Consider the following 13,622-nt stretch of genomic DNA (forward strand, 5'->3'; position numbering starts at 1 on the left):
GCTTTTTGCGCTGTCGCTCCGTCGATCATCCGATGGTCAAAGCTGAGCGAGAGCGCCAAGACCGGAGCAGCGACAATTTCACCGTCGCGGACGATCGGTTTTTCGGCAATGCGGCCGATGCCAAGAATCGCCACTTCCGGATGGTTGATGACCGGCGTAAACCATTGCCCGCCGGCTGAGCCGATGTTCGTGATCGTGCACGATGCGCCTTTCATTTCGTTTGGCATCAGTTTGCCTTCGCGCGCTTTTTCAGCGAGTTCGTTGATTTCCTTCGCCAGCGCGAAAATCGGCTTCCGGTCGGCATGTTTAATGACCGGCACGAGCAACCCTCGATCCGTATCAGCGGCGATGCCGATGTTGTAGTAATGCTTATGAATAATTTCCTCCGTCGCATCGTCGATCGACGTATTCAGCACCGGATATTCACGCAGCGCAGAAACAAGCGCTTTGACGACATACGGCAAGAACGTCAGCTTGATGCCTTTTTCCGCGGCAATGGCCTTGAATTTTTTTCGGTGAGCAACAAGCTTCGTCACATCGGCTTCGTCCATCAGCGTCACGTGCGGGGCCGTATGTTTCGAATGCACCATGGCCTTGGCGATCGCCCGACGGATGCCGCTCATTTTCTCGCGCGTTTCCGGGAATTCGCCTTCCGGCATAACCGGTTTCGCCGCTGGCGCTTGCGGCGCTGCCTTCTCTTCCGCCGCTTGCGGCGTCGGCTCAGCCGCGGCTTTCGCGCCGCCGGCGAGGAAGGCATCAATATCTTCTTTCAAAATGCGGCCGTTTTTCCCCGTGCCTTGGACGAGGCGGATATCGACGCCTTTTTCACGCGCATATTTGCGCACAGACGGCATCGCGATGACGCGGCGGTTCGGGTCGACTTCCGCTTCGGCCGCCGGTGCGCTCGGAGCAGCGGTCTCAACCATTTCCTTTTTCGACACCGTTTCCGCTTTTTCCTCTTTTTTCACTTCTTCGTGTTCTTGTCCTTTAAACGTCATGTTTTCATAGCCCGGCGCATCGAGCGTAATGAGCGTTTGCCCAACCGTCGCCACCGTTCCTTCCGGGACGAGAATCTCAAGCACTTTCCCCTTGACAGGAGATGGGATCTCGACGACCGCTTTGTCGTTTTGCACTTCGCACAACACGTCGTCTTCGTTCACTTCATCGCCCGGCTTGACGAACCATTTGACGATCTCGCCTTCGTGAATGCCTTCGCCAATGTCCGGCAGCTTAAATTCAAATGCCACTGTAGGTCGACCTCCTATCGTTTGCCGAAAATGAGCGGGGGAAGGCGCTTCGCTCCCCCGGACTTGTCCAAATTAGAAGTTGATCACTTTTTTCGCCGTCTCGATCACGTCTTTAAAGTTCGGCAGCCACACCGATTCTGCTTGAGCGAACGGATAGACGGTATCCGGCGCGGCGACGCGCAATACAGGCGCCTCAAGGCTTAAAATCGCGCGCTCGTTAATTTCAGCAACGACGTTGGCGGCGATGCCGGCTTGCCGTTGCGCTTCTTGAACGACGATGGCGCGGCCCGTTTTTTCGACCGAACCAATGATCGTCTCAATATCGAGCGGCTGCACGGTGCGCAAGTCGACGACTTCGGCAGAAATGCCTTCTTTCTCTAATTCTGCCGCCGCCTTTAACGATTCATGCACCATGGCCCCGTACGCGATAATCGTAATGTCTTTCCCTTCACGCTTAATGTCTGCTTTGCCGATCGGAATTGTGTACTCTCCTTCGGGCACCTCTTGTCGGAACGAACGGTACAGTTTCAAATGCTCAAGGAAAATAACCGGGTCGTTGTCGCGGATCGCCGAGATGAGCAATCCTTTCGCATCATACGGCGTCGACGGGATGACGACTTTCAAGCCCGGCTGTTGGGCGACGAGTCCTTCTAAGCTGTCTGAGTGCAATTCTGGCGTATGGACGCCGCCGCCAAACGGTGAACGAATCGTAATCGGAACATGGTAGCGGCCGCCAGTGCGGTAGCGGATGCGTGCCATTTGTCCGCAAATCGCATCCATCGCCTCATAAACGAACCCGAAAAACTGAATTTCCGGCACTGGGCGAAACCCTTGCAAGGCCAAGCCGATCGCCAAACCGCCGATCCCCGATTCGGCCAGCGGCGTATCAAACACACGTTCTTCGCCAAACTCAGCTTGCAGCCCTTCGGTCACCCGGAATACGCCGCCGTTGACCCCAACGTCTTCGCCAAACACCAGCACGTTCGGATCGTTTCTCATCTCGATGCGCAGCGCATCGGTGATCGCTTGAACCATTGTCATTTGCGCCATGGCTTACTTCGACTCCTTCTCTTTATAAATTTCATACTGCTCTTTTAAGTTCGCCGGCAGCTCTTCGAACATGATGCTGATTAAGTCGGTCACTTTTTGTTTCGGCGTTTCGTCCGCTTTTTTGATCGCTTCCTTGATGTCCTCTTTCGCCTGCTCGATGACGCGGTTTTCTTCCTCTTCGCTCCATAAACCTTTCGCTTCTAAAAACTTGCGGAAGCGGACAAGCGGGTCTTTTTTCGCCCATTCGTTTTCAAGCTCTTTCGAACGATAGCGAGTCGGATCGTCACCGGACATCGTGTGCGGACCGTAACGGAAGCAAAGCGTTTCGATGAGCGTCGGCCCTTCGCCGTTAATGGCGCGTTCGCGGGCTGCTTTCACCGCGGCGTAGACCGCAAGCGGATCCATGCCGTCGACTTGAATGCCCGGAATGCCGGCAGCGACCGCTTTTTGCGCCAATGTTTTGGCGATCGTTTGCTTCTCCACTGGCGTCGAGATGGCAAAGCGGTTGTTTTGCACAACAAAGATGGCCGGTGCCTTAAACGCCCCCGCGAAGTTGATCCCTTCATAAAAGTCGCCTTGCGATGTGCCCCCATCGCCGGTATATGTAATGGCCACCGCCTTTTTGCCCCGCATTTTCAAGCCGAGCGCCACGCCGGCCGCTTGAATGTATTGGGCGCCGATGATGATTTGCGGCGGCAAGACGTTGACGCCTTCAGGAATTTGATTGCCATGAAAGTGGCCGCGCGAGAACAAAAACGCTTGATAAAGCGGAAGCCCGTGCCAAATGATTTGCGGAACGTCGCGATATCCCGGCAAAATGAAATCTTCTTTCTCAAGCGCAAAATGGCTGGCGATTTGGCTCGCTTCTTGCCCGGCGGTCGGCGCGTAAAACCCGAGTCGGCCTTGGCGGTTCAACGAAATGGAGCGCTGGTCGAGGATGCGCGTATACACCATGCGGCGCATCAGCTCTTTCAGCTGCTCATCGCTTAACTCCGGCATCGCCTCTTCGTTGACGATTTCGCCTTCTTCATTCAAAATTTGAAACGTCGGAAACTGCTCGGCTACTTTCTCGAGCTGCTCCGCAAATCGAAACTGGGAGGTTTTCACACCCATGTCATCCACCTCTGCCTTTCATGAGAAATTTTAGAAATGAGAATACATTCACCCATATACTATTAATGTACCCAAAATGAAAGAGAAATAAAAAACGGCCGCCATCCGGCGCCAACGCAAGCAACAAAGGCGCCGAAATCTGTTTCACTATTTTTCAAGATTGAATTAGTACAATACGCATTTGCAAGTTTTAGTTTACACGTTCTTGGATCAACCGTCAACGACTTTGATTTCTCATGTTTTTTCGCTTTATCTTTTGGGTGAAATTGGAATTGGCAATATTCCGCCCACAAACTGTTATATTACATCCCTCACCATCTGTATGAGTCCTGTATTATATTTTCACAAAATACAAAACACACAGTGGCTTGACAAGATAATAAAAACGTTTTCTCGAATTTGTCTTATTGTTTTCCTTATACTCGAATAATATATTCGTGCGGTTGCGTTTTTATTTACGATCGATGCTCATTTTGTTAGACTAAACGATAGACAGCGATGCCAAACGTAGGGAGTGAACGAAGCGAATGATCACGATGAAGGACATCATCAAAGAGGGGCATCCGACATTGCGGAAAATCGCCGAACCCGTTCCGTTGCCGCCTTCAGAGGAAGATAAGCGCATTTTGCAAAGCTTGCTTGACTACGTGAAAATGAGCCAAGACCCGGAGCTGGCAGCGAAATACGGCCTGCGGCCCGGCATTGGCCTTGCCGCCCCGCAAATCAACGTCTCAAAGCGGATGATCGCCGTCCATGTCACCAATGAAAACGGGGCGCTGTACAGCTACGCCTTGTTCAATCCGAAAATCGTCAGCCATTCCGTCCAGCAATGTTACTTGACGACCGGGGAAGGCTGCCTGTCGGTCGACCGCGACGTGCCGGGGTATGTGCCGCGCTATGCCCGCATCACGGTCACTGGGACGACGATCGACGGCGAAGAAGTCACACTGCGCTTAAAAGGGTTGCCGGCCATCGTCTTCCAACATGAAATCGATCATTTAAACGGCATTATGTTCTATGACCGCATCAACCCCGATGACCCGTTTCAAGTGCCGGACGGAGCGATTCCAATCGGGCGCTAAAAAGCCCGCTGTCAATGGCGAGCGGCCTCGCCGAAAAGGCCAAGGCCGCTTTTTATCGGATGAGCTGCAGCTGTTTCAATCCGTACCAAATGCCTTCCTTATCGACCGGCTTCGTAACGAAGTCGGCGACCCTTTTCACTTCCTCATGGGCGTTGCCCATCGCCACCCCGGTTCCGACAAACGACAGCATTTCAATATCATTCAATCCATCGCCGAACGCGTACACATCCTTCTTATCGATCCCGAGCTTTTCGATCATCATGCGGATGCCTTCCGCCTTCGAGCCCCCTGCCGGCAGCACATCCGTCGAGACGTCGTGCCAACGGACGAAGCGAAATTCGGGATAGTTGCGCACATACGGTTCTTCTTCCTCGGCGCGGCAAAACAGAAGCGCTTGGTAAATGTCTTTGTTCTCATAATAAAGAGGGTCGACAGGCGGGTGGGCGAATTTTAGGCTCGCCATGCTGACGTGGATGTGCGGATGGTCGCTGATGCTCGCTCTCATTTTCTCCGCATCCATAAAGACGAGCGGATGGCCGTTTTTGTGGGCTTCCTCCGTCAGCGCCCTGATTTTCTCGCGCCGGAGCGGCTGCTTGTATAGCACATTCCCTTCAAAAACGACGTATTGGCCGTTGAAACTGACGAACGAATCGATGCCAAGCTGTTTGCGCACATGCTCAAACATAAACGGAGCGCGTCCGGTGGCGATGGCGACATAAACGCCCGACTGCTTCAGGCGGCGAACCGCTTCGATCGTTGACAACGGCAGCTGCTTTTGCTCATCAAGAAGCGTGCCGTCGATGTCGAAAAAGACGATTTTTCTGCCCACGTTCACTTCCCCTTGTAAAAAAATTGTTCATTGTTTACCGTACTGAAAAACGCCCGGAATGTCAACCAAGAGGCACGATCTGTTCCATTTTTACCCATGAAAAACAAACCTCCGCCTACATATCATATAGAATAGAACATTTACTTTCACCGCAAAATGAGTACAATAAAAGGTAAGGAGTGATGAAACATGTTGAAAAAGCTGAAAAAAAAGCTGCTTCAACAGTGGAAAGACCTGCTCCGGAAAAAATTGATCGCCTGACCGTTACAACAACAGCCCTTCCATTCGAAGGGCTTCTTTCCCACTTTGGCGAATAAAGCGGGCAACATTCATCAAAGATGATGCATATCGTCGGCACATCTCACGCCTGTTTTTTGCTTTTGGCAACAAAATACATGAAAAGAACGTTACATTCTTATATAATAGATAGAGCAACCATTGTACGATAAGGAGAGATTTCACGATGATTTTCAAAGTGTTTTACCAAGAAAACGCAGACGAGGCGCCCGTGAGAGAAAAAACGAAAACACTCTACATCGAAGCAGAATCAGAGCGGGATGTACGCCGAAAACTCGAAGGCCGTCCGATCAATATTGAGTATATTCAGCCGTTAGAGGGAGCGCATCTAGAATACGAAAAGAAAAGCCCGAACTTTCAAGTATTGGAGATTTCATCATGAAGCTGTTGACAGATCAGCAAGTTGGCGTTTTTGCCCTCGGCGGACTGGGTGAAATTGGAAAAAATACATACGGCGTACAATTCCAAGACGAAATCATTGTCATTGACGCAGGCATTAAGTTTCCGGAAGATGAGCTGCTTGGGATCGACTATGTCATTCCAGACTACTCCTATTTAGTGAAGCACGCGGACAAAGTGAAAGGACTGTTCATCACCCACGGGCACGAAGACCATATCGGCGGCATTCCGTATTTGCTCCGGCAGGTGAACATCCCGATTTACGGCGGCAAATTAGCGCTTGGGCTGATTCGCAATAAGCTTGAGGAACATGGATTGTTGCGCCAAGCGAAACTCATTGAGATTCGCGAAGACGATGTCATCCGCTTCCAAAAAACGGCCGTCACCTTTTTCCGGACGACACACAGCATTCCGGACAGCTACGGTATTGTTGTGAAAACGCCAGTCGGGCAAATCGTTCACACTGGGGATTTTAAATTCGACTTTACGCCGGTCGGCGAGCCGGCCAATTTGACAAAAATGGCCGAAATTGGGAAAGAGGGAGTTCTTTGCCTGCTGTCGGACAGCACGAACAGCGAGATCCCGCATTTTACGATGTCGGAGCGGCGCGTCGGTGAAAGCATTCACGACATTTTCCGCAAGGTGGAAGGACGCATCATTTTCGCCACATTTGCATCCAACATCCACCGTCTCCAACAGGTGACGGAAGCAGCCGTCGCCAACAACCGAAAAATCGCTGTCTTCGGTCGAAGCATGGAAGCGGCGATTGAGATCGGACAAGACCTCGGCTATATCAAATGTCCGAAAGGCACGTTCGTCGACGCGAACGAAATCAACCGCCTGCCGGCCAACCGGGTGACGATTTTATGCACCGGCAGCCAAGGGGAGCCGATGGCCGCCTTGTCGCGCATCGCCAACGGCACGCACCGGCAAATTCAAATCATCCCGGGCGACACGGTCGTCTTTTCCTCATCGCCGATTCCGGGCAACACGGTGAGCGTCAACCGGACAATCAACATGCTGTACCGCGCCGGTGCAGAAGTCATCCATGGCCCGCTCAACGACATCCATACGTCCGGCCACGGTGGGCAGGAAGAACAAAAATTGATGATCCGGCTGATGAAGCCGAAATATTTCATGCCGATCCACGGCGAATACCGCATGCAAAAAATGCACGCCAAGCTCGCCATCGACTGCGGCGTGCCGGAGGAAAACTGCTTTATTATGGACAACGGCGAAGTGCTTGGCATCAGCGACAAAGAAGCGCGCATCGTCGGCAAGATCCCGTCCGGCTCCGTCTACATCGACGGCAGCGGTGTCGGCGACATCGGCAACATCGTCTTGCGCGACCGCCGCATTTTGTCTGAGGAAGGCTCGTGATTGTCGTCGTCAGCATCAACATGAAAGAGTTCAAAATCGCCGCCGGCCCGGACATTATTTCTCGCGGCTTCGTCTATATGCGTGAGTCAGGTGACTTAATCAGCGAAGCGCAAGTGTTGATCTCCAAGCATCTCGAAAAAGTGCTGGAACGGAAAACGAACCAATGGTCGGAGATCAAAAACGAAATTACGGAAACGCTCGCTCCGTTCTTGTACGAGCGGACGAAACGGCGGCCAATGATTTTGCCGATCATCATGGAAATCTAAAGAAAAAAGGGCGTCCTTGCAAAAGGATGCCCTTTTTCCGTCATCATCATGCACAGGCCGCCTGCCAGCCGTCAACCGACCACTTTTTCCTCAAACCGGTCAATGTCGCTGTCAGCGCCGATGACGACCAACACGTCGCCTTTGCGGATGATTTCCGAAGCGAGCGGGGAGACGATGACGCTTGCTCCACGCTTGATGGCGACGATGTTGATGCCATAGCGGGCGCGGATGTCAAGCTCCAAAAGCGAATGGCCGTCAAGCCGCTCGCTTGCCACGATTTCGACAATGCTGTATTTGTCCGACAGCTCCAGATAATCTAGGACGTTGTTGGAAATCAAATTGTGAGCGATCCGCTCGCCCATGTCGCGCTCTGGATGCACGATTTGATCAGCGCCGATTTTTTTCAGCACTTTCTCATGGTAATCGTTCGTTGCCTTGACCGTAATATGGTTGACGCCGAGCTCTTTTAAAATCAGGGTCGTCAAAATGCTCGCCTGGATGTTGTCGCCGATCGCGACAATGACATGGTCGAAGTTGCGGATGCCTAAACTTTTCAGCACGTTTTCATCGGTCGTGTCGCCGACGACGGCGTGCGAAGCGATCGACGCAAATTCGTTTACCCGGTCTTCATCAATATCAATGGCCAATACTTCCATCCCTTGTTCGCTCAGCGTCCGGCAGATGCTGCCGCCAAAGCGCCCGAGGCCGATGACGGCAAACTGTTTCTTTTTCATTGACACTCCTCCATCGTTGATCAAGCATTGTTTCTTCCCCTTATTTTAGCAAAAAAGAAAAAGGAACGAAAACGTTCTTCGTTCCTTTTCCACCATTCCTTTACGCTATGCGATTTCGCCATTTCGCCAAAAACGGGCTGCCAGCGCACACAGTCCGAACGTTCGTCATCAGCGAAGTTTTTCTTCGACTTTTTGGCAAATCTCTTCTGCGGTGAGCCCGCTCGCTTCAATGACCGGACCGGACGTCACGATGTTGTGAATGCCGGCGATATTGGCGTCTAGGCCGGTAATGACGCAGCAGTCGCAGCCTCTTGCGTCTTGCTCCCCTCGGAGCGGCACAACGTCATATCCTCGCTCTTTCAACGCTTCCTGTACATCCGTCAACGATGGCTCAACACCAATTTTCGCCATCACAATCCACCTCCTCACACTCATTAATGTGTGTTGCTAGAGGCGGAACTATACTTCATTCTGCGTTTCCTTTCCATGAAAAATAGTCGATTAAAAACGCGATGGCGCGGTCGATCGCTTCCTCGTTCGGAACCAGTTTTGCATGGTGCAGCCCATATGGCGAATCAACACCGAGCCAAAACATAAATCCAGGAATTTCCGCCAACATATAGCCGAAATCTTCGCCAGTCATCGCTTCTTTGCAACGGATCACATTCACGCCGCCGTGCGCCTTGGCAAACTTCATAAATTCCGCTGTCAGATCCGGATCATTGTACACTTCATGGTACATGGCACCGTAATCGATGGATGTTTCACATTCGTACGCGACTTCAATGCCATGCACGATCGCTTCAATCCGCCGCTTCACCTTCTGCATCGCTGCAGTCGACAGCGTCCGAATCGTTCCTTCGAGCCGGGCGTGCTCCGCAATGACGTTTTGCACCGTCCCGCCGGCAATTTTCCCGATCGTAATGACCGCGCTGTCAAGCGGATCGACGTTGCGGGCGACGATCGACTGCAGCTGCGTCACCAATGCGCAGGCGGCGACGACCATGTCATTCGCTAAATGCGGAAACGCCGCGTGGCCACCTCTTCCCTTCAAATCAATAAACAGCTCCGACGTATTGGCAAACAGCAACCCTTCTTTCGTTGCAATCGTACCGACTGGATATTCCGGCGCAATATGCAAGGCGACGATCATATCCGGCTTCCATTCCCGCATGATGTCGCTTTCTAACATTGGCTTTGCTCCGCCCGGTCCTTCCTCGGCCGGCTGGAACACAAACAGCAAATCATCTTCCAATGGATGATGAGCAAAATGGGTGAGCACGCCAAGAGCGATGCTCATATGCACATCGTGGCCGCACGCGTGCATGTGCCCTTCATGTTTCGACCGATACGGCAAGCCGGTCTCCTCGCGAATCGGCAGCCCGTCCATATCGGCGCGGTAGCCGATCGTTTTGCGCGGCGATGTTCCGTTGACTTTGACGAAAATCCCGGTTTTCCACGTCCGGACTTGAAGCCGCTCTTGCGGCAGGGACTGGATATAGCGAAGCAAATATTGCTGCGTCTTAAACTCCTGAAACCCAAGCTCCGGAATTTGATGCAAGTCGCGGCGAATGGCGACAAATGGGCTGATCGCAGACATCGTCTCTCCTCCATGGGTAAAAAAGCTGTCCTCGTGTGAAGGGACAGCTTTTATGATGATTATAATTGGCGAAGCTCCTGCTTAATCTCCGTTTTCGCCCGCGTTTGCTCGTCGATCTGCTTAATGACGCGCGCCGGCACGCCGGCCACGACCGTATACGGCGGCACGTCTTCGACAACAACGGCGCCGGCAGCCACAACCGCTCCTTTGCCGACCGTGACGCCTTCCAAAATAACGGCATTCGCCCCGACGAGCACATCGTCTTCAATGACGACCGGCTTGGCTGATGGCGGCTCGATCACGCCTGCCAACACCGCGCCGGCGCCGATATGGCAGTTTTTCCCGACCGTCGCCCGGCCGCCGAGCACCGCGTTCATGTCGATCATCGTTCCTTCGCCGACGACGGCGCCGATATTGATGACCGCTCCCATCATAATGACGGCGTTGTCGCCGATTTCGACATGGTCGCGGATGATGGCGCCCGGCTCAATGCGCGCCTTGATGCCTTTCAAATCCAAAAGCGGAATGGCCGAGTTGCGGCGGTCGTTCTCGACGACATAGTCCTCGATTTTGTCTTGATTCGCTTCGATTGCCGCTTGAATGTCTTGCCATTCGCCAAACACGACGCCGACGTTGCCGGTAATAAACGTTTTCGCGCTTGAGCCGAAATCGATGCCTTCGAGATCCCCTTTTATGTATACTTTGACTGGTGTCGATTTTTTGCTGTTTTGAATAAAGGAAATGATTTCATTGGCGTCCATCATCTTCATGGGCGATATCCTCCTTTACACCTGTATTCTTTTTTACTTTAGCAAAACAGAGATCATTGTGACAAGCACAAATTCATCGAGCAAAATGCTGTAAATATCTTCTCGAAGGCTTGTACTTGCGGAAGTTGCCACGCAGCTTCCGAACTGATCAGCCAAAGCCAGCTACTCTTGTTATTGCACACGATTACCTTTCTGCTCATTGTTCAGCCTCTTTTCGGCCTAGCTTCCGGCCGCCATTAGGCCTGTGCAGCTGTTTATTCAGTTGCTTCAGTACTTCCCGTCGAGTGAAAATGCCTGCAAAATAGCCGTCGTCATTTTCCACACACACGAACGGATGGTTGACAATAAGCCCCACTGCCTTCATCAGGCTGTCGTCAAGCCGCAGGCGCGGAATGTTTCGGTTCATCACTTCTTCGACCTTCATCGTCTCGAGACGTTCAAATTCGATGCGCTCCAATCCTAAAATTGCATCCATCATCATCGTCATGCTGATGAGCCCGTGAAGCTTATAAGATGTGTCCAATACCGGAATCGCCGAATAGCCGGTTTTCGTCAGGACGAGCAGCGCATGATCCAAATAATTTCCCGGCTGCACATGCGCCACTTTATCCGCCGGAATCAGAAATGGCTTGACAGTCATTTGCATGAATTCATTGTGTTCCCATGTCATGCCGATGTTCCGCCTTTCTTCTGCATCTTCTCCTCTCCACACTGTTATCATACCATAAAAAAGACTATCGCTTCCTGCGATAGCGATAGTGCACAACAATTTTTATCCTTCCTCTTCCTCTGTCAACAGGCGGTCGTATAAACGCAACAGCTGCCGGTACCGGTGTTCATCGACCTCCTTGTCTCCGTTTTCGATATCCGCCAGCTCGGAGCGGATGAGCTCGAGTGCATATTGCTGGCTGAACAAAACGTCAAGCAATAACGCCGCTTCCTCGCCCGACAGCCTTGTCGGCAGCCGCTTCGTCATCTCCATTCCCCCTTTGCCTCTTCCGCTTCCATATATATTCGCCGGCAAAGGAAAAAAGTCGTGGAAAAAAGCGTCATTTGCGGACAGGCAAAAAGGCCACCCATATGAATGGAATGGCCTTTTTTTCAATAATAGCGCAACGCCAAATAACCAATGGCAAAAATGGCGAGCAAGACAGCGAGTACGTAAGCGAGGAACACCGGGTTGCGCAAATAGGCATGCTCCTCGACCGTTTTCGGGATCGGCCCGTCAAGCTCTCCTTGCCAGCGCTGCTGGCGGCCGAGACGGACCGTATAGATAAATCCAATCACCGCAATCAATACAGAAAGGACAGATAATACGAAAGTCAGCTGTGCCATACGTTTCACCTCATGCTTACTTTGCCGCAATGAGGCGATTTTATGCAGTCAATAATGGGCGTCATGCTCAAACAAATAGCTGTACGACAAGTCAATAAACAAGTAATGGCGCTCATCGATCGGATACGAATACGTCCGGATCGTTTCCCCTGTTTCAATATCCGTGTATAAATCGGACAAAATCCCTCTTCGGCGCGAGCGCATGCGAATAATGTTTTCCAAAAAATATGGGCGCCAGCTCCAGTTTTTCATATAATATTGCGGCTGAAGCTCCCACCGGCCGCCGCGCTTGAACATATTGCCCGACTGCTGGAAGCCGTCCTCATCACAAACATAAATGCGGAAGCAAACATCGTCGAGCTCGCCGGCCAACAGGGAAATGAGCTCGTTAAAATCGGCGGCTTTTTTGTATTTGCCAAGCAGCGCGCTGATCCGCTGCTGAAACTGCTCAGCAATTTGATACAGCGTTTCAAGCTTTTTCTTTTCCTGCTGGATGAAGCGATGGCACTCTTGGCGGAGCAAGTCTTTCAACAAATCGCGCGGCACAACCTCAGGCGCCGGCTTGGCCAAATAATACCCTTGATAATAGCGGCCGCCATGCCGCCAAGCATACTGAAGCTGAAATGACGTTTCGATGTCCTCATACAGGAGCGTCGCTCCGATTTTGCGCGCCAACAGCGAAATCGAGTGAACGATTTCCTGGTATGCTTGATGAACGGACGTTTTCCGCAATTCACGCAAATCGATTTTTAAAATGTCAGGCGACAAGACGCCGATTCGCTCAAGATGAATGCTATGTTCGGCGATGTTGTCGACCGCCACTTTAACGCCGTATGTACGAAGATACGTCAATAAATGGCTGAGCTGATCGACGTCTCCCTTGAAATGCTGCTCGTTGATTTCCAAAACGATGCGGCTTAGCGCCAACCCTTTCGCTTCGTAGGTGAGAAGCAGCTGCAAAAACGACTCGCCGCGGTCAAGCATCAGCAAGTTGGCATCACGGTTTAAAAAAATGAGCAACGTTTGATCATCAAGCGACAGAAAATAGTCGAGCGCCTTTTTCGTAACCACATCATCCACTTCGATGCGAAATTCTTCTGGAATGGTTTCATCGTGAAAAAACGGCCCAAGGCTGACCGGCCCTGTTTCCGTTTGAAACCGACCGAGCACTTCATAGCCGACGACCCCATGCTCATCGGCGCTGAAAATCGGTTGATAGTGCGGAATCACTTGCGGCAAGTTGGCCATAACGTCTAATGCATCCATCGTGCCCACCTCATTCCCATCGACCATCTTTGCCTTTATTATAGCATAATTGCCCAATCGTTCCTGACGTAAAAAAAAGCGGCTCCCCTGACAGCAGGGAATCCGCTTGTGACAAAAGCCGTTACGTGCAATGAGCCGGTTGCCCGCGATAAATGAAGAAATACCGCCTGCAATCCCTTTTGGGTGAGGACCATCTTTCTTTACGGCAAATTTGAGTGAACTACCCACACCTACGCTTCGCTTAGAGATGGGGG

General features: G+C 51.8%; 15 protein-coding genes and 1 pseudogene. 4 read left to right on the plus strand and 12 right to left on the minus strand.

What is annotated here, in order from left to right; all coding sequences use genetic code 11:
* From I656_RS0116845 to pdhA, 3 genes are all read right to left on the minus strand, one after another.
* On the minus strand, window positions 1–1,247 hold a 1,247-nt coding region (locus I656_RS0116845; RefSeq protein ID WP_033006685.1), incomplete at its 3' end, for a dihydrolipoamide acetyltransferase family protein.
* A 72-nt stretch (window positions 1,248–1,319) separates the two neighbouring features.
* Window positions 1,320–2,297, minus strand: a complete 978-nt coding sequence (pdhB, locus tag I656_RS01315; RefSeq protein WP_011230559.1) for a pyruvate dehydrogenase complex E1 component subunit beta — start codon at window positions 2,295–2,297, stop codon at window positions 1,320–1,322.
* A gap of 3 nt (window positions 2,298–2,300) precedes the next feature.
* Window positions 2,301–3,410 (minus strand): pyruvate dehydrogenase (acetyl-transferring) E1 component subunit alpha, encoded by a 1,110-nt coding sequence (gene pdhA / locus I656_RS01310; RefSeq protein WP_014195342.1) that lies wholly within the window; start codon window positions 3,408–3,410, stop codon window positions 2,301–2,303.
* 527 nt (window positions 3,411–3,937) lie between these two features.
* Here pdhA and def point away from each other — a divergent pair.
* Entirely contained in the window at window positions 3,938–4,492 is a 555-nt protein-coding gene (gene def, locus I656_RS01305; RefSeq protein ID WP_020756679.1) for a peptide deformylase, read from the plus strand.
* A 52-nt stretch (window positions 4,493–4,544) separates the two neighbouring features.
* On the opposite strand, the gene I656_RS01300 is transcribed toward def, so the two are convergent.
* Window positions 4,545–5,327 carry a Cof-type HAD-IIB family hydrolase gene (locus I656_RS01300; RefSeq protein WP_015374335.1) on the minus strand — a complete coding sequence of 261 codons (783 nt, stop codon included), beginning with the start codon at window positions 5,325–5,327 and terminating at the stop codon, window positions 4,545–4,547.
* Between the two features lie 176 nt (window positions 5,328–5,503).
* Here I656_RS01300 and I656_RS19800 point away from each other — a divergent pair, with 176 nt between their 5' ends.
* The 3 genes and pseudogenes from I656_RS19800 (at window position 5,504) to rnjA (ending at window position 7,663) form a co-directional block, all read left to right on the plus strand.
* The gene (locus I656_RS19800; RefSeq protein ID WP_014195339.1) at window positions 5,504–5,638 is read left to right on the plus strand and encodes a hypothetical protein; all 135 of its coding nucleotides are present in this window, start codon (window positions 5,504–5,506) and stop codon (window positions 5,636–5,638) included.
* A 146-nt stretch (window positions 5,639–5,784) separates the two neighbouring features.
* On the plus strand, window positions 5,785–6,000 hold the full coding sequence (locus tag I656_RS01295; protein WP_011230554.1) for a DNA-dependent RNA polymerase subunit epsilon: 216 nt from the start codon (window positions 5,785–5,787) through the stop codon (window positions 5,998–6,000).
* Window positions 5,997–7,663, plus strand: a pseudogene (gene rnjA, locus I656_RS01290) (ribonuclease J1). The gene I656_RS01295 and the pseudogene rnjA overlap by 4 nt, the downstream one beginning before the upstream one ends.
* Before the next feature lie 71 nt (window positions 7,664–7,734).
* Here rnjA and I656_RS01285 read toward each other — a convergent pair.
* The 8 genes from I656_RS01285 to I656_RS01255 all read right to left on the minus strand — a co-directional run bounded on the left by I656_RS01285 (window position 7,735) and on the right by I656_RS01255 (window position 13,368).
* The gene (locus I656_RS01285) at window positions 7,735–8,397 is read right to left on the minus strand and encodes a TrkA family potassium uptake protein (RefSeq protein ID WP_013145901.1); all 663 of its coding nucleotides are present in this window, start codon (window positions 8,395–8,397) and stop codon (window positions 7,735–7,737) included.
* 168 nt (window positions 8,398–8,565) lie between these two features.
* Window positions 8,566–8,808, minus strand: a complete 243-nt coding sequence (locus tag I656_RS01280; protein WP_011230551.1) for a YkuS family protein — start codon at window positions 8,806–8,808, stop codon at window positions 8,566–8,568.
* A 55-nt stretch (window positions 8,809–8,863) separates the two neighbouring features.
* A complete protein-coding gene (locus I656_RS01275) occupies window positions 8,864–9,997 on the minus strand; it encodes an N-acetyldiaminopimelate deacetylase (RefSeq protein WP_015374334.1) in 1,134 nt (377 codons plus the stop codon).
* Window positions 9,998–10,056: 59 nt separating this feature from the next.
* The gene (dapD, locus tag I656_RS01270; protein ID WP_011230549.1) at window positions 10,057–10,767 is read right to left on the minus strand and encodes a 2,3,4,5-tetrahydropyridine-2,6-dicarboxylate N-acetyltransferase; all 711 of its coding nucleotides are present in this window, start codon (window positions 10,765–10,767) and stop codon (window positions 10,057–10,059) included.
* Between the two features lie 196 nt (window positions 10,768–10,963).
* Window positions 10,964–11,437, minus strand: a complete 474-nt coding sequence (cbpB, locus tag I656_RS01265; protein WP_011230548.1) for a cyclic-di-AMP-binding protein CbpB — start codon at window positions 11,435–11,437, stop codon at window positions 10,964–10,966.
* 102 nt (window positions 11,438–11,539) lie between these two features.
* Window positions 11,540–11,743 carry an antirepressor AbbA gene (abbA, locus tag I656_RS0116850; protein ID WP_013145903.1) on the minus strand — a complete coding sequence of 68 codons (204 nt, stop codon included), beginning with the start codon at window positions 11,741–11,743 and terminating at the stop codon, window positions 11,540–11,542.
* A 125-nt stretch (window positions 11,744–11,868) separates the two neighbouring features.
* The gene (locus I656_RS01260) at window positions 11,869–12,102 is read right to left on the minus strand and encodes a hypothetical protein (protein WP_033006687.1); all 234 of its coding nucleotides are present in this window, start codon (window positions 12,100–12,102) and stop codon (window positions 11,869–11,871) included.
* 48 nt (window positions 12,103–12,150) lie between these two features.
* Window positions 12,151–13,368, minus strand: a complete 1,218-nt coding sequence (locus I656_RS01255) for an EAL-associated domain-containing protein (RefSeq protein WP_015374332.1) — start codon at window positions 13,366–13,368, stop codon at window positions 12,151–12,153.
* Between the last annotated feature and the right edge of the window lie 254 nt (window positions 13,369–13,622).

The sequence above is a fragment of the Geobacillus sp. WSUCF1 genome (genome assembly GCF_000422025.1).
Taxonomy (GTDB): domain Bacteria; phylum Bacillota; class Bacilli; order Bacillales; family Anoxybacillaceae; genus Geobacillus; species Geobacillus zalihae.

Excerpts from the sequence above, each read along its gene's own strand:
- pdhA (WP_014195342.1), bottom strand. The coding sequence starts at position 3,410 with ATGGGTGTGAAAACCTCCCAGTTTCGATTTGCGGAGCAGCTCGAGAAA.
- pdhB (WP_011230559.1), bottom strand. The coding sequence starts at position 2,297 with ATGGCGCAAATGACAATGGTTCAAGCGATCACCGATGCGCTGCGCATC.
- dapD (WP_011230549.1), bottom strand. The coding sequence starts at position 10,767 with ATGAAGATGATGGACGCCAATGAAATCATTTCCTTTATTCAAAACAGC.
- I656_RS01295 (WP_011230554.1), top strand. The coding sequence starts at position 5,785 with ATGATTTTCAAAGTGTTTTACCAAGAAAACGCAGACGAGGCGCCCGTG.
- I656_RS01255 (WP_015374332.1), bottom strand. The coding sequence starts at position 13,368 with ATGGATGCATTAGACGTTATGGCCAACTTGCCGCAAGTGATTCCGCAC.
- I656_RS01280 (WP_011230551.1), bottom strand. The coding sequence starts at position 8,808 with ATGGCGAAAATTGGTGTTGAGCCATCGTTGACGGATGTACAGGAAGCG.
- I656_RS19800 (WP_014195339.1), top strand. The coding sequence starts at position 5,504 with ATGAAACATGTTGAAAAAGCTGAAAAAAAAGCTGCTTCAACAGTGGAA.
- I656_RS01275 (WP_015374334.1), bottom strand. The coding sequence starts at position 9,997 with ATGTCTGCGATCAGCCCATTTGTCGCCATTCGCCGCGACTTGCATCAA.
- I656_RS01285 (WP_013145901.1), bottom strand. The coding sequence starts at position 8,397 with ATGAAAAAGAAACAGTTTGCCGTCATCGGCCTCGGGCGCTTTGGCGGC.
- def (WP_020756679.1), top strand. The coding sequence starts at position 3,938 with ATGATCACGATGAAGGACATCATCAAAGAGGGGCATCCGACATTGCGG.
- cbpB (WP_011230548.1), bottom strand. The coding sequence starts at position 11,437 with ATGACATGGGAACACAATGAATTCATGCAAATGACTGTCAAGCCATTT.
- I656_RS01260 (WP_033006687.1), bottom strand. The coding sequence starts at position 12,102 with ATGGCACAGCTGACTTTCGTATTATCTGTCCTTTCTGTATTGATTGCG.
- abbA (WP_013145903.1), bottom strand. The coding sequence starts at position 11,743 with ATGACGAAGCGGCTGCCGACAAGGCTGTCGGGCGAGGAAGCGGCGTTA.